The organism is Catenulispora pinisilvae (genome assembly GCF_015356865.1).
Taxonomy (GTDB): Bacteria; Actinomycetota; Actinomycetes; order Streptomycetales; family Catenulisporaceae; genus Catenulispora; species Catenulispora pinisilvae.
Map to the genome: position 1 here is coordinate 17,510 of NZ_JAAFZA010000052.1, position 23,220 is coordinate 40,729.

The following is a 23,220-nucleotide window of genomic DNA, read 5'->3' on the forward strand; positions in this document are numbered from 1 at the left end:
GATGGCAAGCCACCGGGTGAGGCTGGCTTGTCAGGGTCACCGAGGACCTATGGCCTACCGGCCGCTACCCGGCAAACTGCTGCGCCAGCTTCTCGATCTCCTTCAGCCCCGGAGCGAACAGGTTCGCCACCGGGAAGGAGACGTACACCGGCTTGGTGGTGATCCCGGCCGCCTCGGCGGTCGGCAGCAGCACGCCGTCGACGAAGGCTTCGAACTCGGCGAGTTCGTCCCACAGCTCCACGATGCGCACGCCGCCAGCCGTCGGGCCCGCAACGTGCACATGGATGCCCTCGGCCGGCGTGCCCTGCACCCCCATACGGGAAACGATCCCGAAGTAGTCAGCTTCGCTTTCGTCCCAGTCCATCACGATCAAAACCGCCATGCTGTCTACTCCTGTTTCCGCCGGCCGCCGGTCACGGCCGCGCATTCCAAAACTAGGAGTCATCCGCCACCGCGCCGGATGGCCGGAGGCGACAGGATGGGAACCGAACGCGACAACGCCGACGATGGCGTGCGTCGCCGCAGGCGCTATCCCCGGGGGTGGATCAACGTGGCCGACGATAATCCCGCCGTCGTCACCGGGACTGTCTCCTCCCACGTGACGAATCTCGTTCTGCGAACCGCGCGGGACGCGGGGCTGAATGAAGCCGAAACCGCCCGCCTGCCGGGACTGGCCGACGAGGTGCTGGCCGACGAATTCGCACGGCCGCCGACCGCGTCACTGCTACGTCTGTGGGAACTCTTCGCTACCGCGGCGCCGACGCCGGGCGCCGGACTACGCGTAGCCGCCGGCGCCGACTTGGGCCGGTTGCACGTCTGGGACTACCTGTTCACCGGAGCCGACAACCTCGCGGCCGGTGCGCGGCTCGCCGCCGAGCACCTGCACCTGGTAGTCGACCCCTCGGCCGTGATGACCGTGCAGGACGACGGCGCCCTGCTCACTATCGGCTACAGCTCGGAGGCGTCCTGGACCCAGGCTGCCGACGGAATCCACGAGTTCATCATGGCGCTGATCCTGCGCCGCAGCCGCGAAGCCCTCGGCGTGCCCCTGAGACCGGTCCACGTCGGCTTCGCCCACCACGCGCCACGCTCGCACCAACACCTCACCGACGCATTCGGCACCAGCCACCTGGACTTCGGCCGGCCCGCCAACACGGTGACGTTCCTGGCGGCCGACGCCCAGGCCACGAAGCCCGCCGATCCCGGCCTCACCCGGATCCTGTCCCATTACGCCGACTTGCTGGCGGCAGCCTCCCGACCCGCTCCCGACTGGTGGAAACACTTCGAGCAAGTGCTCGCGCTGGCTATCGCCGACGGCACCCCCTCGCTCGCCCAGATGGCACAGCGCCTGGTCCTCACACCTCGCACCCTTCAACGCCGACTGAACGACCACGGCACCACCTGGCAGCGCGAGCTCGACAAGGCCAGAAGCACGCACGCCACCGCTCTGAAGACCACCGGGTTGCCCATGGCCGCCGTCGCCGCCCGCGTCGGCTACAGCGACCCGCGCTCGCTACGCCGCGCCGTGCACCGCTGGGCCGCCAGCGAACAGAACCGTCCTGATGCACCATCGTCGAGAGCTGCCTCCCCCGACGTCGGAGAGCCGTAACGCCCTCCGCGCGACGTCCGAGATACCAGGTCATCACCAGCGAAGAAGGGAAGGAATCGGGGCCGGCGGAGACGTCCGCTCGCGCGGTGGAAGCTCGCCGACCCCGACCGGTTACAGCCCTTGAGAGGCGCTGTGGTGTTGAGTATAGGTCGGAGCACTCCAGCTGCCCGGAAGCTCGGAGCGGCTCGCCACCGACGCCTATAAGGAAGGACCGTTGAGGGTGATTCCAGCCGGCGTCGAGCCCGTGGACGCAGCCGGCGTCGCTCGCGTCCGCGGCGTCACGCTGGGAACACTGCGCAATACGCAGGTGCTCAAGGACCCTGACTTTCCGAAGCCACTGAATCCACACCGACGGCGGGACCACGTGTGGGATCCGGCCGATGTCGAAGCGCACAAGGCTGGGCAGATTCCTCCCGCGAAACCGCAGCCCTCCCCCGACGACCTACTCGACGACTTCGAAGCTGCGGCCGCGGTCGGCGTATCTGTCGACGTATTCACGGACCAGGCCATCCGGCTCGGCCTCACCGCGCACAGCATCGAAGCGCACAGCCTGCGCTACTGGCGTCGCGGGGACCTGGTGCGACGCCACAAGGAAGCACCTGGCAAGCGTGGCAAGCCGACAGGCGCGAAGGACCTCACGCCAAGAAGGAAGCGAGGAAAGCCGGCTCCCGTGGCCGACAGGGCCAACCAGAAGGCGGCCTCCTTAGTCGCTTACCTCGCCGAGCTCGACGACGCGGGATCCGCGAGGCCGGACACAGCTGAGCTGGCCAGTCGGTACGGCGTAAGCGCACGGACCATTCAACGGTGGCTCGCGCGCGAGGGAAGCTGAGGCGACCGCCCACGCCGCTTGGCGCCCGCCGAAGAACCGCTGACTTCTCACTGGGCATTTACTGGGCAAAGTGCTGGGCATTTACTGGGCATCGGTGGTTAACTGATGCCATGACCAGCTTCTTCACGCTCACAAGGTGCCGCCGGTGACCGCCGCGCCGCGGGCATCAGGAGCGGTCCTGCGTGATCTGCTGCGTGCCGGGCTGCCGCTGTCCGAGTACGCCTCCGTCGATCCGGTCCTGCTCGATCTGCGCGGTGTGGTCGCCCGGGCCGCGTGGCCGGACGACCCCGCCAGCCGACTGCGGGCCCTGGAATCGCTGCTTCGGTGGCAACTCGCCCGTTTCGCCCACCACCGCCTGGCCGTCCCGGCTCGACTGCTGTTCGGTGCCGCTCCCGAGGTCATGGGGCTGACTTTGACCGAGCGGCGAGAGAAGGCCGCGGCGTCGGCCGACTACGAGGTTCATCACTTCCGTAAGCGCATCGAGCCGGAGATCTGCGAGCAGCTCGCGGACATGCTCAACGCCGACAGCGAGGACTTGCGCAGCCGCGCGATCCCTCCGGCGCTCGGCCAGGCTCGCAGACCTCTGCGGCTGCCGGCCGATGTGTTCGCGTGGGAGGCAGCCGAGCACGAGCAGGCGCTGTCCTCACTGTGGTCTGGCGTCTACGCGCTACGGGCCGCACTGCTCGCCGCCGCGGTGGCCACCAGCACCAGCGGGCCAGATTCCGCACAAGCGACTGATGCCGCCCGCACCGCGTTGTGGCGGCTGGCCCAGACCCTGAGCGCGGCCGCCGCTTACGCGGCCGCCTACGGGGCGAGCGTACTCGGAGCTGATCCGCCGACCGAGCCTGAGGAGTTGGCGTTGCTGGCCGGCTGGTACCCCGTCCTGACCGACGAACTCGCCGCGGAACTCACAACAGCGGCCTCCCGGTCCGAACAGCCCAAGCAGTTCTGGGCCGCCGTTCAAACCAGCTCCGCCGCCAGCGAGGCGAACGCCTGGTGCACCAACCTGGCTGTGTCCGCAGCCCCCGCCGAAGAAGGAGTGTCCTGATGGACCTGGCCGCACTGATCGACCCGTCCGGACCACCCCGCCGCTACGTGATCACCGGTGGGCCATCCGCTGGCAAGGAGGCCGTGCTCGACGAGTTGGCCACCCGCGCCATCCCTGCGACCGAGGGCGAACCTGCCCGCGAGATCTACCGAGCGCACCGTGAACGCCTGGGTCGGCACCTTCAGGTTGGAGACCGTCGCGAGTACTCCCGTGAAGTCCTCGCAGCGTTCGTGCAGGAATACACCGCTCACAAGCACGGCCTGCGGTTCTACAACCGCGGCATTCCCGACGGCTACGGCTGGGACGCCTTCTTCGGCCTGTCTCCATATCCGGAACTGGAGGAGTCCGCCAGGATCTACCGCTACGACGCCGTGTTCGTCCTGGACCCGCTGGACTCCTTCACAGCCGAGGACGACCTGGTGTTCGCGCAGGACCGGGAGATCCGCCGCGTCCATGAACTGATCGTCCAGGGCTATTACGACACCGGGTACCGCCCGATCTTCATCCCCGCCGACGAGCCCGCCAAGCGCGTCGAGCAGATCCTCGCCAACGTGTCCGCGCCCACCGCCTAGCAGCGTAGGAGAACGCTCTCATGGCCCTCGAACAGACCGTGGAGATCGTCAGCCCGAACAACGTCCTGGCCAACGCGATGCTGCGCAGCATCGACATGATCCGGCCCCGCCTACAGGCATCCCGGCCCGAGCGCGTCGCGTTCTGCGTCGGCACCCAGATCAACGGCGCCCCGCACCTGGGTACCTCTTTGGTGCAGACAGCCGCATTCCTGCTGGCCAAGGCCGCCAAGCGCACCTTCAACGTCGACGCGATAGTCCGCTTCGGCGCTCTGGACAACGCCCCCTACGACGTCGTGCTAGACCCCGAGACACACCACGCCTACCAGCAGACCTACCACCACGCGCTGGGCGTACCTGCCGTCGACGGCTTGATCGAGCAGTACTACCGGGCCTTCTTCGACTCCCTGGCCGACGCCACCGGCGTCGACTATGAGGTCGAGACCTACACCGCCCAGCAAGCCGACCCGGTGTTCCGGTACGAGTTCCTGGCGACCCTAGGTCATCTAGAGACAATCCGTTGGCCGCTGGCACCCTCCCACGGCCAGGTCCACCTACGCTTCCCATGCCCCGCGTGCGGATGGGCCGAGAAACGGGCCGAGCGCACCCGTCTGGTTACCGCCGGCTCCGGCGGCGCCGATTTCGCAGCGGTCTGCATCGACCACGGCGACTACAAGGTCACGATCACCCCGGACAGCCATGCCTACCTGGACCTGGCCACCCTGTACCGGAACCTCGTCAAGGAGCGTGTGGCAGCCCGCGACGCTGTGACGCTATCTGTGATGATCAAAGGTGGCGACTGGGCGTTCGGTTGCCAACTCGTCGACGAAGCCTTCACCCAACTGCCCGGCCTCACCCCGCCGCCGCGCGTATTCACCCCCATGGTGCTGACTGACACCGGTGCCAAACTGTCCAAGTCCCTCATTCGGGAAGGCCGGATGGCTCCCCCGCCCGGCGCCCGGCCCTGGATGCTGGACGCGACCGCCTGGACCGGCGCCGTGGACGACTACGTCGACGCGATGGTCTGGCTGGTGGGTCGCATGCTGTCGGACCCCAAACACTTCTACCGCTCATACACGACCCTGGAGATCGACCGCCTAATGAACGCCCGCCCCGACACCGAGACCGGCGTGCGCGCCCGCGAGATGAACCTTTACCGCCGCTACTTCGACCTGGTCGCATCCGGCCGCAAGACCATCGAGGTCCGGGTCCAGTACCCCAACCTGCGCAGCCTGGCCGCCGGCGACCACATCCGCTTCATCTGCGGCACCGACGACGCCCTGACGCGCGTCAAGCGCGTCGCCCGCTACACCTCCTTCGAGCAGATGCTCGACACCGAGGGCCCGGCGCGGGTCAACCCTGACAGCCCGCGCGAGCAACAACTCGCCAACATCCGCCGGATCTACGGCCCGGAGAAGGAAGCCCTCGGCGTCCTGGCCATCGAGATCGAACTCGTCTGAGACAGGTCAACCTCGCCGCAGCTACCAGTACGTTCTCTGCACTTCGCTCGATTGGGTGAGGGCAGTCCGGACCCGAGCTCTTCTGATGTAGGCGACAAGCGGGGCAGCGATCCGTAGCCCGCGAAACCCTGTGCCGGACGGTCTATAGGACTTGAACTCGCGAACCGGCACCGCATTCTCGAACCACACCGCCCACGCGTCAGCCAGCGGCCGACGCAGTTCCTCACCTGACGGCTCGATGTATCCGACCTCGAACCCCACCGCCGGAGAGCTCGTAACTCTTCCAGGCACGACGCTCAACACGCGCGACATGACCGGCAACCCCACCCCTTGATGCAAGGTCACCGTGACCCGGGCAAGATCGAATGCAGCATAGCGCCGATCGACGTGGAGTTGATCAAACCACTCAATGCGTGATCGTCAACCAACGGCGACGAGCCGCCTCGTATGTTCGCCGCGAAACGCTTCGTCAGTGGCCTGGCGCAAGCACGGCAGCAACGGTGGCGAAGTCGTCCAGAGGCAACTCGACCAGACTGTGACATCCGCGCTCACCACATTCGCAGGCGAACGGGTAGCCCGCTGGCTGTGAACCGTCTCGTTATTCTCCTGGGCTCGCGTCACGTAATGGGCCGGCCCCGGCTAGCATGGCGGCCTATGAGCGATCGTCCGAACGCCAGTCCGGGTGAGGTTCTTGCTCAGGTGGTGAGCTGTGACCACGACGGCTATGAGCCGGATCTCAGCGATGGCCGCCGGGTTGAGTACGTCGTCACCGCAGTGCGGAGGGCCTTCGCGCATGCCCATGCCGTTGACGATCCGAACGACAAGCATCGCGAGCTTGCCGACGTCCTCGCTCGGAAGTTCAAGGTCGGCATTGAGACGCTGCCTGGTCGCCGTTTCAGCTATCGCGTCGTCCCTGCCGAGCACGGCAAGTTCATGGTCGACTTCGAGCTGGTCGGCGGACCGGAGGCTCAAGTCGTTGAGTGAGAGCTCTCGTCGGGTAGTGTGCCGACGAGAGCATCGATGCGGCGTGTCTAACTGGCCTTGGGCGAGCCTTCCCTGATCGCGCTCTTGGAGCGCTTGTTCGGCCGGCAGCTGGGGCCGTTCATGATGACCTGATGACTGTTGTTGATCACTCTGTCCAGGAGGGACTCGGCGACGACGGGGTTGGGGAACAACAGATACCAATCGACGCCACGCCGTGACGTCGCGGTATCCGGGCAGGTGGTCCGGCAACGGCCGACCGAAGTAGTGCCACTGTCCCCACCGCCGACGCCAAGGCCCGAACGAACCGGACTACAGCCAACAGCGTGCTCACAACCGGTGCTCTCCTTCCCGTTCCCCCTTCTTCGCCGCTACAGGCTGAGTACAGCGGTTTCAGGCCTGGCGGTCGCGTCGGCCGTCATGGCAACCGAGTCGATGCCGACGATCGGCAGGATCCTGGCTGCGGCGAACACCGTCACCGAGGTGCTGGTCGCGGTCACGGTACCGGTGGGCCGCTGGCCATCGAAAACATCTGCTCGACGCGGCCTTGGCTTGGTCTGGTTCCAAGGCCTTGATCTGGCCTCGATGCACGGCGGCGACGCCAAGTTGCTGCGCCCCCGTGCACGCAGCCTCACGCCGTCTCCGCCTCGGCCAGGTAGACCCTGGCCGCCTCCTCCTCCGGAGCGCCGATGCGGCGGTAGATGGCGATCGCCTCCCGGAACCCGGCCAGTGCGGCGGGGCCGGCGCCGGCACGGATCTCGCAGCGGGCTGCGCCCTCGGGGGCCTGCGCCTCGTAGATGAAGCTGCGGACCTCACGGGCGAGTCGGAGCGCCTGGCGGTACAGGGGCAGCGCCTCGTGCGGTCTCGCGGTGCCCGCGAGGATGCCGGCGAGGCTGTTGAGGATCTCCGCCTCGCCCTGCCGGTCCCCCACCACTCGGATGAGGGCCAGCGACTGTTCGTGGAGGTCGGCCGCGGCCGCCGTGTCGCCAGTGGCCAGGCGGAGGCGGCCCAGGTCGTAGAGGGCGATCGCCTCGCCGTGCGGGGTGCCGAGCTCCCGGCACAGCGCCAGGACCTGTTCGTGGAGGTCGGCGGCGGCCGGGTAGTCCTCGGCCGCCAGGCTGATGGCCCCAAGCCGGACAGGGCACTGGCCTCGCCGTGGCGGTTGCCGATCTCCTGGAAGATCGCCAGGGCCCGCTCGTGCAGCCGGGCCGCCGCCGGGAGGTCGCCGATCGTATGGTGTGCGCGGGCCATGTCGTTGAGGGTGTTGGCCTCGCCCAGGCCGTCGCCGAGCTCCAGGTAGATCGCCAGCGCGCGGTCGTGCATGCCGGCCGCGGCCGGGTACTCGCCGCGCATGCGGTGGACGCGGCCGATCTCGAAGACCGCGCTGGCCTGGCCGCGGCGGTCGCCGAGTCGCTCGAACAGTGCCAGGGCCTGCTCGTGCATGCCAGCCGCGCCCGGGAAGTCGCCGGTGTGGAACCGTGCCCGGGCCATGTTGTTGAGGGCGTTGGCCTCGCCCTGGTGGTCACCGAGGTCCCGGTAGATCGTCAGCGACCGCTCATAGAGATCGGTCGCGGCCGAGTAATCGCCCATCATGTGGCAGACACGGCCCAGGTCCCAGAGGGCGTCGGCCTCGCCCCGGCGGTCGCCGCCGCGGTGCGCGGCCTGTGCCGCGGCGCCGTGCAGGGCGGCGGCCTGCGGCCACAGCCCCTCCTGGATGAGGAAGGCCGCGAGTGTGGGCGATCACGAAAATCCGCACGATCTCATGATCGCGATCACGTAATTCCCCAGGTCGGCGTCGTTCGTCCCTGCGGGGTCGAGGTCTGACGTCTATCGGTCTTCGACGGGCTGCGTTCCCGCCTGCGGGTGGTTTCAGTGGTTTGTCATACTTCGTAGCGCTCGTTCTTCGGTCCCCTAGGTAGCACGGCCTCGGGTCGGGAGGGACGGGGTCGCGAAGTACGCGTTCTTCATCCCCCTGCACTCACGGTTCGACGGACCGATGGGCAGCTGGATGGGAAGGAGGACGTCCACTGTGGTCGACATCATGGAGATCTTCGTTCACTGGTATGCGGGCCGCTCGAAGACGGAAGTGGCGATGTCGCTGGGTGTGGATGCGAAGACCGTCAGGAAGTACCTCGTGCCGGCCGAGCGGTCCGGGACCGTGCCGGGCGGGCCGCCGATGAGCGAGGAGGACTGGTCCAAGCTGATCAAGAGCTGGTTCCCGGAGATGAGCGACCGGCGGCTGCGGCAGATCACCTGGGGTGAGATCGACCCGCACCGGGAGTTCGTCAAAGAGCTGCTGGGGACGGTGAACATGTCCACGATCCATCAGCGGCTGCGGGACGAGCACGGTCTGACGGCGTCGGTCGCGACGTTCCGGCGCTGGGTGCGGGCCACGATGCCCGAGCAGTCGGAGCGCTCACGGGTCACCGTGCTGCTCGATGAGGTCGAGCCGGGCTCGGAAGCGCAGATCGACTACGGGTTCCTCGGCCAGTGGACGAACCCGCGCTCCGGCAAGCGCCACCGGATCTGGGCGTTCGTGATGGTGCTGCCGTGCTCGCGGCACATGTTCGTCCGTCCGGTGGTCAGCATGGACCAGCACTCCTGGACCGAGTCGCACGTCGCCGCGTTCGACTACTTCGGCGGTGTCCCGCGCCGGCTGGTGCCGGACAACCTGAAGACCGGCGTGGACAAGCCCGACCTCTACGACCCGAAGATCAACAAGGCGTATGCGGAGCTGGCCAGGCACTACGGGACCCTGGTGGATCCCGCTCGGGCTCTGCATCCCAAGGACAAGCCAAGAGTCGAACGTCAAATGCCTTATATCAGGGACTCCTTCTGGGCCGGGCGGGAGTTCGTCTCGCTGGAGCACATGCAGGCCGAGGCGATCGAGTGGGCCCAAGTAGTGGCCGGGCGCCGGCAGTGCCGGCCGCTGGGCGGAGCGGGTCCGGCCCAGGTGTTCGCCGCCGTCGAGGCCGAGACGCTGCTGCCGCTGCCGGAGACGCCGTTCACGCTGGCCCGCTGGTCGACCGCCGTCGTGGGCCCGGACATCCACATCCGCGTGGGCCGCACCCTGTATTCGGTGCCGTGGGCGCTGATCGGCCGCCGCGTCGACGTCCGCTCGACGGCCACGATGGTCCAGGTGTTTCTGGACGGCGACATGGTCAAGACCCACACCGCACTTGAGCAGGGCAAACGCACCGACAAGAACGACTACCCGCCGGAGAAGATCGCCTTCCAGATGCGGACCCCGGTCTGGTGCCGCACCCAGGCCGCCGCGGTCGGCGAGGCCTGCGGCCACGTCATCGACGGGCTGCTGGAGGTCAACGCCCTCTACCGGCTGCGCGCCGCCCAAGGCGTGGTCGGCCTGCGCAAGAAGTACGGTGACCAGCGCCTGGAGGCCGCCTGCGCCAAGGCCATCGCCGTCGGCGACCCGTCGTATCGCACCGTCAAGGGAATCCTGATCGCCGGCACCGAGACCGAACCGGAACCGGAGACCGGGGACGCCGGGGCCGCGGCGTTCCTGCACGGCCCGGCCGGACTGTTCGCGGCCGCCGCGGCACCGGACCCGACGAACGACGCCGCTCACCCCGAGGTCCCCGACGACGACGAAGGCGGTGCCCGATGAACCCGGTCAACAACGCCCTGCGCGAATCCCTCAAGGCCCTGCGTCTGTCCGGCATGCTGGACACTCTGGACGCCCGGCTGATGCAGGCCCACGGCGGCGAGCTCGGCCACCTGGAGTTCCTCCAGGTCCTCTGCCAGGACGAGATCACCCGTCGGGAGACGGTCGCCTTCCAGCGCCGTCTGCAACGAGCCCGGTTCGAGCAGCAGGTCACGCTGGAGGAGTTCGATTTCACGGCCTCCTCCAAACTGCCCGCCGCCCAGATCCGCGACCTGTCGGCGCTGCGCTGGCTGCATGCCGGAGAGTCCGTCATCCTGTTCGGGCCGGTCGGCGTCGGGAAGACGCACGTCGCCCAGGGACTCGGGCACCTGGCCGTCCGCCAGGGCGCGAACGTCCGGTTCGCGAAGACCAGCCGCGTCCTGGCCGACCTGGCCGGCGGGCATGCCGACCGCACCTGGGATAAGCGGGTCCGTGAGCTGGTCCGTCCCGACGTGCTCATCCTCGACGACTTCGCGATGCGCCAGATGACCGCGCCCCAGGCCGACGACCTCTACGAGCTGGTCAGCGAACGCCAGGGCAGGAGCCTGATCGTCACGAGCAACAGGGCACCATCCGACTGGTATCCGCTGTTCCCGAACCCGGTCGTCGCCGAGTCACTCCTGGACAGACTGATCAACACCAGTCACCAGGTCATCATGAACGGCCCCAGCTACCGGCCGAACAAGCGACCGAAGAACCCCGCCGCCAAGGCGGAGGAGCCCACGATCAAGTAGGGCAACCGGTCACGGGCGATCATCGGGCGCCGCATACTCTGGCCCGATGATGCGTGACCTGATCAGCGCCTTCCGTGCCGCAGCCAAAGACCGGATGACCGCGGCCGGATGGCGCAAACGCAGCGGCGACATCTACACCCTGGATCTCGGCGACGGCTTCCATGCCTGGCTCGGACTGAACAAGGCCACCCGAGCACTGCCGCTGCAGGTGAACCCGGTCGTCGGCCTGCACTACGAGCCGCTGGAACAACTCGTCGCCGAACTCCTCGGGACCCCGCCCACCACCGGCACCTTGAGCCGCCCGGTCGGTTACCTCACGCCGGAGAACCGTTTCCTGCAGCTCGAAATCGCCACCTCAGAGCAAGCTGAGCCGGCGGCCGGCCGCCTTCGAGACCTGGTCGATGCCTACGGTTTGCCGTTCGCGCGCCGCTACGCCGATTCCGACGCCCTGCTGGCGGCACTGCGCACGACGCATTTCGTCGCCAACCCCGACCGCAAGAACCTGCTCATCCCGGCCCTGCACCTGCTCCGTGGTGAGCTCCAAGAGGCCCGTGACCGTCTCGCCGACGGATTGGCCGCCTACGGGAACGACGCGACGATCCCCATCGCAGCGGAGTACCAGCTCTTCGCGAACCACCTCACCGAACGCCTCACCGCGGCCTCCCCGCAAGCCTAGATCCCTTGGACGCCCAGGGAATTACGTGATCGTGAGCCTCGGGAATTACGCGATCGTCCACAGGGATCACCTCGTCCTGGCGGCCCAGCCGCAGCTCGGCACCGATCCAGCCCTCGGCGGTACGGCAGCGCAGCTCGTCGAACCGGCTGGCCTCGTCGGCCAGCCAGCCCTCGGCGACCACGTCGGCCAGGAACGGCCCCCGCCACAGGTCGAACGCGGCCCGGTAGCCCCGGCCGGGGTCCGCCCAGCGGGCCGCATCGAAAGCTCGAACCCGTCCTCTGGCCATCCTCCCCCCCGCAGCGTGGAGACATTCAGTGGTGGGCGTCGTCGTCAATAGACTCGCCTTCCAAGCCCTCGACCGCAACGGCATACACTCATCCGCGAGGGTGCGGAACTACCCACCGCAGCACCGTCAACCACCAAGACCGCTTGGTGTAAGGCGGCTCAACGGCGCAAGGTTCAGGAGGGCGCGGAATGGCCCGAATGACATTTATGTCGGATTCTTTCAAACCCAAGGATTGCTGCACTGCGTTCAGGTAGGTCGGCAGGTCAGGCAGTGCGGTCCCCGCGCATACGGGGCTGGTCCCGGCACGCACGCCTGGAGCCTCCAGACCCAGTCGCGGTCCCCGCGCATGCGGGGCTGGTCTGCCGACGGCACTGTGACCGCGTCGTTCAGTCCTCGTCCGTGCACGCCAGCACGAGATCGACTCCGCTCCCCCGTGCGACGACCGCGCGATCGAAGGTCGCTGTGGTGATCGGCCGCCAACCCTGCGACTTCCCGGCAGGGACGAAGCCGGGCAGCGGATGGTCGCCGTTGGCGTGCCACCGCGCCTCCGGCCCGAGCGCCGCGATCACGTCGGCCTCAAGAGCGCACAGCTTGGGATCGGACAGCGGGTCGGTGGCTGCCGGGTAGGCCAGCGAGCCGCTGAGGATTCCGGCGATCCAGCCGGTGGCGGCGGTCGAGTCGAAGGCGGGTAGCCAGGTGAACCGCTCGGCTAGGGCATCGGCGTTGGCGATGTCGAATAGATCGGATCGCCTCAGGGCGTCCCAGGCGACGTCGAAGAGCGACCGGTCTTCGACGGTCGGGGCCAGCAGCGCGGTGTACACGCTAGAGTGCCGGTCGGCCTGATGCCGCGCCAGCCGGTTCCGGAGCGGGGAGGGCTTCTTCGCCATGGTGCGGTCGAGACTACTCGGTCCTTCGGCGCGTCTCTTCGACCCGCCCTGACAAACCTGACAGGACAGCTCCGGACTGAAGTGCCCGGCTCGTGGTTCATCAGATCAAGCGCCGCACAAATGTGCGCCCGAAAGCCGCCCGGTTCGAGACGGGGAGTCTGCCTCGGCACGTACCCCGCCGAGCTCATGGCGGAAGTCGTCAGCCGACCCCCTGCCTCGGCCATGCGATCCCACACCGTTGGCGCAAGATCAATCTGACCTGCGCAAGATCACGTGCAAACTATCTCTAACCAGTGCATAGACATCGCGGCGTTAGCCCACGTGAACAGAATGCCCTATATTTCTGCTAACACACCTTTTGCAGACAATCTGAGCATGGGTTCGCTGCGCGTGACGAGCTGACGCAGCCGCTCGCGAAGGACGGTGATTCGGTCGTGATGACGATCCACAAGATCACCGCTGGCGACGGCTACACCTACCTGACCAGGCAGGTAGCCGCAGGAGACACCAGTCCTGAACGGGGCAAGGCCGCAGCGAGGTATTACACCGAGACCGGCAATCCACCGGGGATCTGGATGGGTTCGGGACTGACCGACTTGGGGTTGGCCGGGCAGGTGTCCGAGCAGCAGATGACGGCCCTGTTCGGTCAGGGTTTGCACCCGAACGCCGCGAACATCATCGCCGACTACCAGCGCGAGCACGTCGAAGCCGGCATGTCGGAAGGACAGCTGGAGAAGGTCAACCAGCTGGCGCTGAAGGCAGCACGCCTCGGCCGCCCGTTCCCCGACTACAAGCATCTTGAGCCGTTCGACGAGCGAGTATCAGGCCGGTTGGAGACGATCCGCACCGAGGTCGGCCGTGCCCCAACCGCAGCGGAGGAGAAGAAGATCCGTCGGGAGGAGGCGCGACGCCAGCGGCGGGCCGTGGCTGGCTTCGACCTCGTGTTCACCCCGGTTTCTTCGGTCTCCCGGCTCTGGGGTCTCGATCCGCGCCCATGGGTACGCGACGCGATCGAGCAGTCCCACTACGCCGCCCGAGACACCGCACTGAAGCTGCTGGAAGAGAATGCCGCGCTCACCCGCACGGGCTCCTCGGGCCAGGCCCAGATCGAGACTCACGGCCTGATCGCCGCCGTTTTCGACCATGCGGACAACCGGTTGGGCGAGCCGAACCTCCACTCCCATGTCGCGGTTTCCAGCAAAGTCTTGGGGACCAACGGAAAGTGGCAGGCACTCGACGCCCGCAGCTTCTACCGCATCACTGTGGCTGCCTCCGAGCTCTACAACACGGTGCTGGAAAACGAACTACACGCCCGCCTCGGGCTCGAATTCGAGCCCCGACCAGACACCCTGGACAAGCGCGAGCCGGTGCGCGAGATCAAGGACTTCCCGTCGAGAGTACTGTCGCACTTCACCCGCCGGCGCTCCGACATCGAGGCAGAGTACAAGCGGCTGGTGGACGAGTTTCGCGCCACGCATGGGCGTGATCCGTCGCTGCCAGCGGCTCACGAGCTCGCCCAACAAGCGACGTTGGCGACCCGCAATGGCAAGAAGCCTCCGCGAGCGTGGTCAAAGATGCGAGATGAGTGGCGCGCCGACCTGGCAGAGACCTTCGGTTCGAAGGCCCTCACCAAGGTGACGGCGATCGTCCCCATAGGCGGCAGGCGCAAGTCGAAGCCGATCAACTGCGCCCAGCTGGACGTCGCAGAACTTACCAGCCGAGTCGTGGCCGAAGTACAGGAACAGCACGCGACATGGACCCGCTGGAGCGTCCTGGCGCAGGCGCAACGAGAACTCCGAGGAACGCGGTTCACGACTCCGACTGAGCAGGAGAGTGCGGTCTCGGCGATCGTGGACGCGGCGCTGTCCACGTGGTCGATCTCCACCGAACCGCCGGAATCGGTGGCCGAGCCGACCGCACTGCGCCGCTCGGACGGATCGTCGGTGTTCACGCAACACGGCGCCGAGCGATACACCAGCCAAGCCGTGTTGGACGCCGAGGCCCGGCTGATCGAGGCCGCCAAGTATCAGACAGCGGTCGCGGTGGACGGGCAGACCACCGACTTGGTGGTGGCCGACCGTGAACACCGGGCCGGCGAAAGTCTCGACCCAGGCCAGCGTGCGCTGGTGAAGGCATTTGCGTGCGACGGACGACTTCTAATGGCGGGAATCGGCCCGGGCGGAGCCGGCAAGACCACGGCTATGAAGGCCCTGTCGGAGGTGATCGATGCTGGCGAGAAGCGACTCGTGCCGCTGGCCACCTCCGCGTCCGCGGCAAGCGTGCTGGCCGCGGACTTGGGGGCCGATGCCGAGAACCTGCACAAGTTCCTGTGGGAATGGACTAAGGGGCCACACGCCGAAGCGTTAGCACGAGGGCAGAACGTGCCGCGTGAGGTCGGGTTCTTCGCCCTGAACCCGGGCGACGTCGTCTTGGTCGACGAGGCCGGCATGGCCGGCACTATGAACCTCGATCGGCTCGTGACCATCGCGGCCGAACGCGGTGCGGTCGTGCGCCTGTTGGGCGACTACCGCCAGCTCGGTGCCGTGGAGTCGGGTGGCGCGCTGAGGCTCATAGCCAACGAGTGCGGGGCTGTGGAGCTGTCCACGCTCTACCGCTTCGCCGACCCGATCGAGGCCGAGGCAACACTCAAGATCCGCGTCGGCGACGCGGCCGGGCTCGACTTCTATCAGGACGCGGGACGGATTCGGCACGGCTCCCGCCAGGGCATGACCGAGCAGGCGTACGCAGGCTGGAAAGCGGACATGCTGGCCGGGCGCAAAGCACTGATGGTCGCCACGTCCAACGCGAACGTCGCCGAGCTGTGCGCCCGAGCGCGAGCCGATCGAGTCGCCGCGAGGCAGGTCGAGGCCGAAGGCGTGCGTCTCCACGACGGCAACCTCGCAGGGGCCCGGGACCTCATCGTCACCCGGGACAACGACCGGCGGCTCCGCTCCGGGGTGCGCGACTTCGTGAAGAACGGCGATGCCTGGGAGGTAGTCGAGCGCCACGAAAACGGCGCCTTGACCGTCCAGCACTTGGAGCATCGCGGCCAGGTGCTGCTCCCGCCGGGGTACGTCGCAACCAACGTCGAACTGCTCTACGCCACCACCGCACACCGCGCCCAGGGCTCAACCGTGGACGCCTGCCACGCTCTCATCACCGAAGAGATGGGACGGGAGAACTTCTACGTCATCGTCTCCCGCGCCCGCCAAGGGACGGTCTTGTACGTCGCCACCCACGAGCTCGCGAGCCTGGATGAGGACGAACACGTGGACGCTGTGAAGTTCGACCAGGACGCCTATGCCGCTCGCGAAATCCTCGAGCATGTGGTCGCCCGCGAAACCGCGGAGCTCTCCGCGACCGAGCAGATCCGGACCTCGTTCGCCGAAGCCGAATCTCTGTCCAGCCTCGTGCCCCGGTACGACCACGCGCTCGACGTGGCCACCGACGCCCACTACCGGCAGATGGTCGAGAGAGTACTGCCCGACGTTGCCGAGGAGATCACCAGCGACTCGGCATGGCACGCCGTGCTGCGAGCTCTGCGCGACGCCGATGCTGCGGGATGGGACGTTCCAGCTCTCCTCAACACCACGGTGCGCCGCCGCGAGCTGCACACTGCGGAGTCCCTGGCTCAAGTCATCTCGTGGCGTCTGCGCCGAGTGATAGATGCGGAGCCGACACCGGTGGCCGACGCCGCCGACGAGATTCGCTACCGCTTGTTGCTGGGCGAGCTCGCCCCCACGTTGGCGGCTGACGCCGGGCCAACCCGCTCGTCGACCGTCTCTGTCCCGCGAGCCCACTCTTATGACGACCACGAGCAGTTCTACGAGGACGCAGTGAGCGCGGTGCTTGGATCCGTCCGTGCAAACCAGGCTCGCGAGGACGCCGCGTGGCCGACGCTGGTACTTGCCCTGCGGCGCGCGGACGCCCTCGGGCTCGACCCCACCACGTCGCTCGACGCCGTGATCGATCAGAGAACGTTCCGCGCTGGGACCTCGGTCTGCCAGGCTGTCGCCCTCGCCGTCCACCACTACCTTGACGCGCAAACCGCTGGCACGAGCAACAATTCGCGCTCTATATGGCGACGAATCACGCGTGCGCTGACGCAGTTGGAACAGGCCGGCACTGAACCCGCCGCTGCTCTCGCCGACGCCCTTGAGTCCGCCGAGACCCGACCAGGTCGGATCACGCTGGCGTCGTTGGCTGCGCGGTTGCAGGTCGCTGCTCATCGCGCCGAGGATCCGCTTCTTCCTCCTTGGCTGCGCACCATACGGCGCGGTGCCGACCTACAGTGGCAGCCATACCTGGACACCCGGGCCGAGCTGATCCGTCGTCGCGTTGGCCAGCTAGCACAGACGACCGCATCCGAAAGACCAGCGTGGACCGCGTGCCTCACCGCGGAACCCACCGATCCGGCCAGCCGCGAGGTCTGGCTAAGTCACCTCGCCGTCATAGCCGCCTACCGCGACCAGTACCGAGTCGCCGACGACGACCCAGACCACCCCCTCGGTCCATACCCCGAGAGCGGACGGGTCGGCCACCGCGCCTACTGGGTGGCCGCCGCATCCCTCCTGGCGCTACGCGGGGCGCGCCCGGATGCCAATCCGGCCTGGGGGAGGCTGGCGGCTGACCACTACCGGACCCTGGGCGTCGAAGAGCAGAACCGCATCGGCGTCGAACTCGCCAAACGACTCGGCCAAGACTGGCTCGGCGACGTACGCGAGCCCTCTGTCGACGCAGATCAGCCCGTCTACCTCCACCAACTCGCAGCCATCCTGGCCGAGAATGGGCACCTGGACGTTCCAGAGTCCGACCCCGCCGGACGACGGGGTCCGAGGCCTCCGAGTGCTCGCGGTCGGGCAAAGCTGCACCGCACTCAGCCGGTCCATACAAGTCAGCAACCGGCGCCCAGAGTCCGCAGATCTGAGGCACCGAAGCACACGCCAAACCCCGACGGGCAGCCCCCGCCCCGGATCCCGCCGAACCCACAACGCGGGCCCAGGCCCGGGCAGTGAGGCTCATGCCAAGGCGGGCTTCCCGACGTCCAGCGACAGGCCACGCAGGGCGGCACGGGCCATCGCCACACCTCGGGCGAGCACGTGATCTTCCGTTGCAGCCCCGACCTCCGTCGGCCGAGCTTCCCGGCAGGATCGGCAAAGGCCAGCAGCAGGAACAGGAATGCCGCACCCGCCGCACTCCAACTGCTCCGGTGCGGCGCACCGCTCCACTGGCATCTTCGCGATCAGCCGCGTCTCGATGAACCGCGCCGGGTGATACACCCCGGCCCGCGGCAGGCCAGACGTCAGCGAGCCCACGACGTGAAGCTCTGAGGCACCACGCCGCCGCCACTCCGTCACCAGCGGCGCGAGGCGCACCACGTCGGCCCGCCCCACCGACAGCTGCGGCTCCGTACGTGCCACGCGGGCAAGCAGCTCGACGCTCGCTCTCGTCTCCTCGTCGCATTCCCCCTCCCGCCCGTCTTCTCCGTCCTCCGCAGAAGGCGCCGGGTGGGTGGGTTCTTTCCCCCGATCTTTCACGGGTTGATCGCCGTCTGGACCGGTAGTCGGCCCACCGGAGGCCGGAAGCTCGGTCTCCGGGCTGAGCTGGGACGACGGCCCGCCTGGACCGTCGAACACCTCTACCTCGGTGTAGATGTGCCCTTCGGACGTACGCTTCTTCGTCCTCTTGAGATAGCCATGCCTCTCCAACTCCCGCATCGCAGAAGCTACGCGCTCCCGTCCCTCCGGTGTCCGTTCCGCCAACGTCCGGATGTCGTCGCGCTTCCCGTCAGGTTGCGAGAGCAGGTAGGCGAGGATGCCGCGAGCACAGAAGCTCAAGCGGCTGTCTCGAAGGACTTCGTTGCCCAACGTCGTGAAAAAGCGCACTCGCGCGCTACGATGGATACGCATTCGGGAGCCCTTTACTCCTGGTGCCACGCCCCGGCGGTGTTGGTAGCACCGGCCGGGGTATCTTCTTTCTCAGCTGCCGAAGATACTACCCGCCAAGCACCTTTAGTCGCAGCTAACCGCGCTGCTTCAAGGAAGCACGCTGAGATTTCACCCGATCGCATGAAGAGGCTCAAGCCCGGCCGACCATCGAACGTGATGTCGCACGGGTCGGCCGGGAGCACGTTCAGCGACTCGACAGGACCTCGTCCCTCGCGACCGCGAGCGCGGAATAGACCTGAGCCCACGGGAACGTGGCAGCCCCCGGCCTGCCTGATGCAGGAAGTGGAAGGGCAGCCCGGTCGAGCACGAAGCGTACGCCGGCCTCCGCAAGCAGCTCGACGCTTCGAGGAAACGCCGGATGCTTGACCAGCTCCTGGTTCGGCCAAGGTGCCAGGATGACAGGCTTCCCCATGCCGATTGCTTCATTGACCAGGCCAAGGGCCAAGTTGTCAGAGATACCGCCGGCTACTTTGTTGACGGTGTTGAATGTCGCGGGCGCTACCACGAACGCATCCGCATCCGGCAGGACGTCAGGTTCATTAGGATTCTTATAGTCGTCACGAACGGGATATCCGGTTAGCTCTCGGAGCAACTCGGTATCAAGAAACCGCATCCCCATACGGGTCCCGATCACACAGACGTCCCATCCCTCACCCTGTGCGTGCCGTACGAGCTCCGGCATGAACTCCGACGGGTAGCCACCACAACCGATGGCGTAGAGAACGGGCTTTTCGAGCAAGACAGTATCCTTCCAACCGCACGGCCGTAAAGAAAAACAGGGCACGAGGGTTCCGGGGCGGACGTCGCGCATCGTAACATCGGTACCACTTACCGTTATCCATGCCCCGGGTGGTGTCCGATGCCGTCGTCCGAAAAGCGTAGCGCTGACCCACTCACGACTGGCGAACGAGTGAGTTGGCACCGGCAAAGACACGGCATGTCACGCAGGGCACTAGCCGAGCTCGTCGGTCGATCTGAGGAATGGCTCCGACTTCTTGAAGTCGAGGGACGGGGCGCTGAGCGGCTGTCCAATTTGAGCAACCTGGCACACGCACTCGGTATGAGCGACGCCTCGATGCTTGTCGGGTTCGACCTGCGTCCTCTCCGCACAACCGGAGTGCCCGAGCATCCTGCGGTCGCTGAAGTACGCCTCGCATTGAGCCTGGCCGTCCTCGCGCCGGCCGCCGACGGCCCTCGGTGCACTGTGGAGTCGCTACAGGAACGCGTTCAACATGCGTGGACGGCATGGCGAGTATCACGAGCCCAATACATGGCTCTTGGTGCCCTGCTGCCCGACCTTCTCACTGACTCGATCGTGCTAGCCCGCTCGGCGCCGGACAACGAACGGCGAGCAGCGCACAAACTGCTCACACACGTGTATCTACTAGCGCAACGATTCGCATTCTGCGTCACCGCCCCGGCACTCGCCACGCGATGTACTGATCGCGCGCTCTTGGCCGCGGACCAGGCCGACGATCCCGAACTGTTGGCACTCGCGGGGTGGGCCTCCGCCATGACCTCCCTCGCCGCCGGTGAGCCGGGCGAAGCGTCGGAAATCGCGCTGTGCGCGAAAGAGCACCTTCCAGTCGCGACGACCCCACGCTCGGCGGCATTGCGGGGTTCTCTGATGCTGTTCGCAGCGATTGGCGCGGCACGCGCCCGCCAGCCTGCCGATGCATGGCGGTACTGGGATGAAGCAGCCACGATCGCGGGACGGTTGCCCCACGGATATCAGCACCCACACACACAGTTCAGCGACGCGAACGTAGCGGTCTATGGCGTCGTCCTGGATGTCGAGACCGGCAACGCGACCGTGGCCACCGATAGAGCCGCGAGCCTCGATCCCAGCGAGATTCCATCGACCAATCGCCGCGCTCAGCACTTCATCGACGTCGCACGCAGCCACCACCAGGCCGGCGACGGGGCACGAGTACTCCCAGCGCTGCTCGCTTCCATCGCCGAGTCCCGAGAGACCATTCTCTACAGCCCAGATGCCCGGGACCTTGTCCTAGCCCAAGTCCGCGCTTGCCGGACCGACCCGGCGTCGCAGCTCGCACACCTCGCTCGACTACTCGACATCGCATAGGGCCGCATTGTCAACATTGAGAGACCGTCGCCCGGGCCGATGATTGACAAACGCCAAGTCCACCCGTCGCGATTGCTCCCGGCATCGATCGATGGGCAGACACAGGGCGCAGTTTCAACGGCCGCCTTGGTCACGGTGGCCGCCGCAGTCACGGCAGACACGAGGTGCGCCGCCGCCCAGACACGCGAAACCATCCTGCCCTGTTCCGTTGTTCGTACGAACTCTCATATACTCGCCCCTACCGGCCGACAGGGGGACGTGGTGCACGAGGGCGCACATGGAACGCACGCAGAGGTATCCGGCCGGAACCACCGCACAGCATCTGCACGGGACATCAAGGGCAGTTCGCTGTCGTTCGGCGACACCATCAATCACTACCATGTTACCCACGCCATGCCTCGAAGGCCCTTGGCTATCCCGGCAGACCTTGGCGACTTCCAAAATCGCAAGAGCGATCTCGCCAAACTGAATGGCTTTCTAGAATCAGACAAGCTTGTCTGCCTGATCGCTGGAACGGCCGGCGTCGGCAAGACAGCCTTGGCCATCAAGTGGGCGCACCGAGTCAAGAGCCATTTTCCGGACGGGCACCTCTACGCCAACCTCGGCGGGTTCACAACCCAGCCACCAGGTGACCCCTATGCCATCCTCGGCGAGTTCCTACCCGCAGTCGGCATTCCAGCAGGCGAACTGCCAGACTCTCTAGACGCCCGTTCGGCGCTGTTCCGTTCGGTTCTAGCAGAACGCCGGATCCTGATCGTTCTGGACAACGCAGTCGCGGCCGAGCAGGTCCGGCCGCTACTGCCAGGGGCCGGCACGTCTCGCGTGGTGGTCACGTCTCGAAGCCTCATGGACGGGCTCGGGCTCCAAGAGAGCGTCGTCCGGTACGGCATCGACGTCTTCCCAGCAGCTGAGGCGATCGCGATGATCAGAGCGATTGTCGGCAGCGAGCGCGCCGTGACGGACGGCTCCAGTATCGAGGAAGCATCCAGGCTGTGTGGATCGCTACCGCTGGCTATCCGCATCTTCTCCGAGCGGGCGAGAAACCGGCCGTTGACTCCGTTGCCGGATCTTGTCGACACCCTCCGAGACCCCACGACCCGATGGCGGACGCTCAGCGCAGGAGACATAGCCGTGTCAAAGGCATTCAGCGCGTCTTACGACGATCTTGACGAAACGGCCCAGCAGGTGTTCCGCCGACTGGGTTGGTTCCCCTCGCCGGAGTTCAGCATCGGAGCTGCCGTGGCGTTAACTGGGCTCATCCGCCGAGATGTAGCCCAAGCTTTGGATGATCTGGAGGCCGTCACACTCGTACGCCGTGTAGGACCAGACCGCTACCGTACCCACGATCTGCTGCACGGTTTCGCGGCCGAGAAGGCAGCCGAGGAACCACTGCAGGAACGCCACACGGCAGTCAGACGCCTGCTGAATTGGTATCTGGAATGCGCTGCGCAGCTACGGTCCATCGCGCCTTACGAACAAAGCGCGGTTCACGTCACGGTGGACGTACGGCAGTCCGAAATCGCGCAGCCTGCCTTCGCCTCCTACCGAGACGCGCTGTCGTGGTTCCAGAACGAACGCGCGGATTTGATAGCCGTGGTGAGCTTGGCCGACTCCAACGGCGAATACCGCTTCGCATGGCAAGTCGTTGCGGCGCTGAGCTTCGCGTACGCCCACATCGGCCACTTCGACGACTGGTTGACGTTGATTCGCCTGGGGACGACCTGCGCCGAACGGGATGGCGACCCTGCGGGCTACGCCGCCCTCATGGCCTTTCACGGGATGGCCTGCAAACAGAGAGGCAAATACGACGAGGCCTCGGAGCACTACCGCACAGCCCTCGACCAGTACCAGACGTCGAACGATGTCCACGGTCAGGCCTGGGTACAGAATCTGCTCGGCTATCTGTGCCTGGCCGCTGGTCGTCTCGACCAGGCCGACGAAGCGTTCCACACCTCGCTCACGCTGTGCCACCACAATGGACTCGAGCAGCTTGCCATCCTGCCTGCCGAGGGCCTGGGTCGCACGGCCCGGGCCCGCGGCTACGGCGAAGCCGCTATGGTCGCGTTCGAGGCCGCCCTCGCCGCCCACCAAGCCGGAAGCGACGTCGCCCAGCAGTTCGGCGTCCTGGTGGAGATGTCAGGTACTGCCACGGAACTCCACCGCCCTGATGACGGCGTTGCTTACGCCACACGGGCACTGGAAATCGCCACCCGTGACGAAGTCTCCAGCAGGTACTTCGAAGGGCTCGCCCTGGCCGCCCTCGGGGACGCACTGCATGCAGCCGGCCGCCTGGACGAGGCACGGGTGCAGATGATGCTCAGTGAGTTCGCAGGTAGCGCGGTCCCGCGAAACCGTGGCGAACCGGGCAATCGCAGGCCCAAGCGACGCTCCTCGGTGCAGTGATCGGCACAGCGCGAGTGCATCGTCACAGGTCAAAGATGCGCGC

At 66.8% G+C, this 23,220-nt stretch carries 19 protein-coding genes and 3 pseudogenes; 12 read left to right on the forward strand and 10 right to left on the reverse strand.

From position 1 onward, the window contains the following. Positions 1–64: 64 nt before the first annotated feature. A complete protein-coding gene (locus IZR01_RS16705) occupies positions 65–382 on the reverse strand; it encodes a hypothetical protein (protein WP_194893736.1) in 318 nt (105 codons plus the stop codon). A gap of 168 nt (positions 383–550) precedes the next feature. Between IZR01_RS16705 and IZR01_RS16710 the strand changes: the two genes are divergently transcribed. The 6 genes from IZR01_RS16710 (at position 551) to IZR01_RS16735 (ending at position 6,499) form a co-directional block, all read left to right on the forward strand. Continuing rightward, positions 551–1,609: an AraC family transcriptional regulator ligand-binding domain-containing protein gene (locus tag IZR01_RS16710; protein ID WP_194924384.1), complete on the forward strand. Its 1,059-nt coding sequence runs from the start codon at positions 551–553 to the stop codon at positions 1,607–1,609. Positions 1,610–1,823: 214 nt separating this feature from the next. Then, entirely contained in the window at positions 1,824–2,438 is a 615-nt protein-coding gene (locus IZR01_RS16715) for a helix-turn-helix domain-containing protein (RefSeq protein WP_194893734.1), read from the forward strand. Between the two features lie 145 nt (positions 2,439–2,583). Continuing rightward, a complete protein-coding gene (locus tag IZR01_RS16720) occupies positions 2,584–3,486 on the forward strand; it encodes a hypothetical protein (protein WP_194893733.1) in 903 nt (300 codons plus the stop codon). After that, entirely contained in the window at positions 3,486–4,058 is a 573-nt protein-coding gene (locus IZR01_RS16725; protein ID WP_194893732.1) for an AAA family ATPase, read from the forward strand. The genes IZR01_RS16720 and IZR01_RS16725 overlap by 1 nt, the downstream gene beginning before the upstream one ends. Before the next feature lie 1,097 nt (positions 4,059–5,155). Continuing rightward, positions 5,156–5,515 carry an ASCH domain-containing protein gene (locus IZR01_RS54255; RefSeq protein WP_194893755.1) on the forward strand — a complete coding sequence of 120 codons (360 nt, stop codon included), beginning with the start codon at positions 5,156–5,158 and terminating at the stop codon, positions 5,513–5,515. A gap of 654 nt (positions 5,516–6,169) precedes the next feature. Beyond that, on the forward strand, positions 6,170–6,499 hold the full coding sequence (locus tag IZR01_RS16735; RefSeq protein WP_194893731.1) for a hypothetical protein: 330 nt from the start codon (positions 6,170–6,172) through the stop codon (positions 6,497–6,499). Between the two features lie 47 nt (positions 6,500–6,546). Here IZR01_RS16735 and IZR01_RS54260 read toward each other — a convergent pair. The 5 genes and pseudogenes from IZR01_RS54260 to IZR01_RS54265 all read right to left on the reverse strand — a co-directional run. After that, a pseudogene (locus IZR01_RS54260) lies at positions 6,547–6,708 on the reverse strand (ATP-binding protein); the annotation flags it as partial. A gap of 159 nt (positions 6,709–6,867) precedes the next feature. Further along, entirely contained in the window at positions 6,868–6,996 is a 129-nt protein-coding gene (locus tag IZR01_RS52385; RefSeq protein WP_267254829.1) for a hypothetical protein, read from the reverse strand. 131 nt (positions 6,997–7,127) lie between these two features. Beyond that, entirely contained in the window at positions 7,128–7,427 is a 300-nt protein-coding gene (locus IZR01_RS54885; protein ID WP_194893730.1) for a tetratricopeptide repeat protein, read from the reverse strand. A gap of 15 nt (positions 7,428–7,442) precedes the next feature. Beyond that, positions 7,443–7,619 (reverse strand): annotated as a pseudogene (locus tag IZR01_RS54890) (tetratricopeptide repeat protein); the annotation flags it as partial. 92 nt (positions 7,620–7,711) lie between these two features. Beyond that, positions 7,712–8,212: pseudogene (locus IZR01_RS54265) on the reverse strand (tetratricopeptide repeat protein); the annotation flags it as partial. Between the two features lie 313 nt (positions 8,213–8,525). Here IZR01_RS54265 and istA point away from each other — a divergent pair. From istA to IZR01_RS16765, 3 genes are read left to right on the forward strand one after another with little or no spacing between them, the layout of a single operon-like run. After that, complete coding sequence (gene istA / locus IZR01_RS16755) at positions 8,526–10,121, forward strand: IS21 family transposase (protein WP_194893729.1); 1,596 nt, start codon at positions 8,526–8,528, stop codon at positions 10,119–10,121. After that, a complete protein-coding gene (gene istB / locus IZR01_RS16760; RefSeq protein WP_194893728.1) occupies positions 10,118–10,891 on the forward strand; it encodes an IS21-like element helper ATPase IstB in 774 nt (257 codons plus the stop codon). Before istA ends, istB begins: the two co-directional genes overlap by 4 nt. Positions 10,892–10,937: 46 nt before the next feature. Continuing rightward, positions 10,938–11,567, forward strand: a complete 630-nt coding sequence (locus IZR01_RS16765; RefSeq protein WP_194893727.1) for a hypothetical protein — start codon at positions 10,938–10,940, stop codon at positions 11,565–11,567. Here the strand turns inward: IZR01_RS16765 and IZR01_RS16770 are convergent. Beyond that, the gene (locus IZR01_RS16770; RefSeq protein ID WP_194893726.1) at positions 11,542–11,853 is read right to left on the reverse strand and encodes a BTAD domain-containing putative transcriptional regulator; all 312 of its coding nucleotides are present in this window, start codon (positions 11,851–11,853) and stop codon (positions 11,542–11,544) included. The two genes, IZR01_RS16765 and IZR01_RS16770, sit on opposite strands and share 26 nt — an antisense overlap. Positions 11,854–12,239: 386 nt before the next feature. Further along, positions 12,240–12,740: a hypothetical protein gene (locus IZR01_RS16775; protein ID WP_194893725.1), complete on the reverse strand. Its 501-nt coding sequence runs from the start codon at positions 12,738–12,740 to the stop codon at positions 12,240–12,242. A gap of 437 nt (positions 12,741–13,177) precedes the next feature. Between IZR01_RS16775 and mobF the strand changes: the two genes are divergently transcribed. Further along, positions 13,178–17,755 (forward strand): MobF family relaxase, encoded by a 4,578-nt coding sequence (gene mobF / locus IZR01_RS16780; RefSeq protein WP_194924385.1) that lies wholly within the window; start codon positions 13,178–13,180, stop codon positions 17,753–17,755. A gap of 3 nt (positions 17,756–17,758) precedes the next feature. Here mobF and IZR01_RS16785 read toward each other — a convergent pair whose 3' ends face one another. Both IZR01_RS16785 and IZR01_RS16790 read right to left on the reverse strand, forming a co-directional pair. Then, entirely contained in the window at positions 17,759–18,649 is an 891-nt protein-coding gene (locus tag IZR01_RS16785) for a helix-turn-helix domain-containing protein (protein ID WP_194924386.1), read from the reverse strand. Between the two features lie 223 nt (positions 18,650–18,872). Then, on the reverse strand, positions 18,873–19,427 hold the full coding sequence (locus IZR01_RS16790) for a flavoprotein (RefSeq protein WP_212008556.1): 555 nt from the start codon (positions 19,425–19,427) through the stop codon (positions 18,873–18,875). Positions 19,428–19,748: 321 nt separating this feature from the next. Between IZR01_RS16790 and IZR01_RS16795 the strand changes: the two genes are divergently transcribed. Both IZR01_RS16795 and IZR01_RS53305 read left to right on the forward strand, forming a co-directional pair. After that, positions 19,749–20,774, forward strand: a complete 1,026-nt coding sequence (locus IZR01_RS16795) for a hypothetical protein (RefSeq protein ID WP_323747026.1) — start codon at positions 19,749–19,751, stop codon at positions 20,772–20,774. A gap of 258 nt (positions 20,775–21,032) precedes the next feature. Then, positions 21,033–23,177 (forward strand): ATP-binding protein, encoded by a 2,145-nt coding sequence (locus IZR01_RS53305; RefSeq protein WP_194893720.1) that lies wholly within the window; start codon positions 21,033–21,035, stop codon positions 23,175–23,177. Positions 23,178–23,220: the final 43 nt, after the last annotated feature.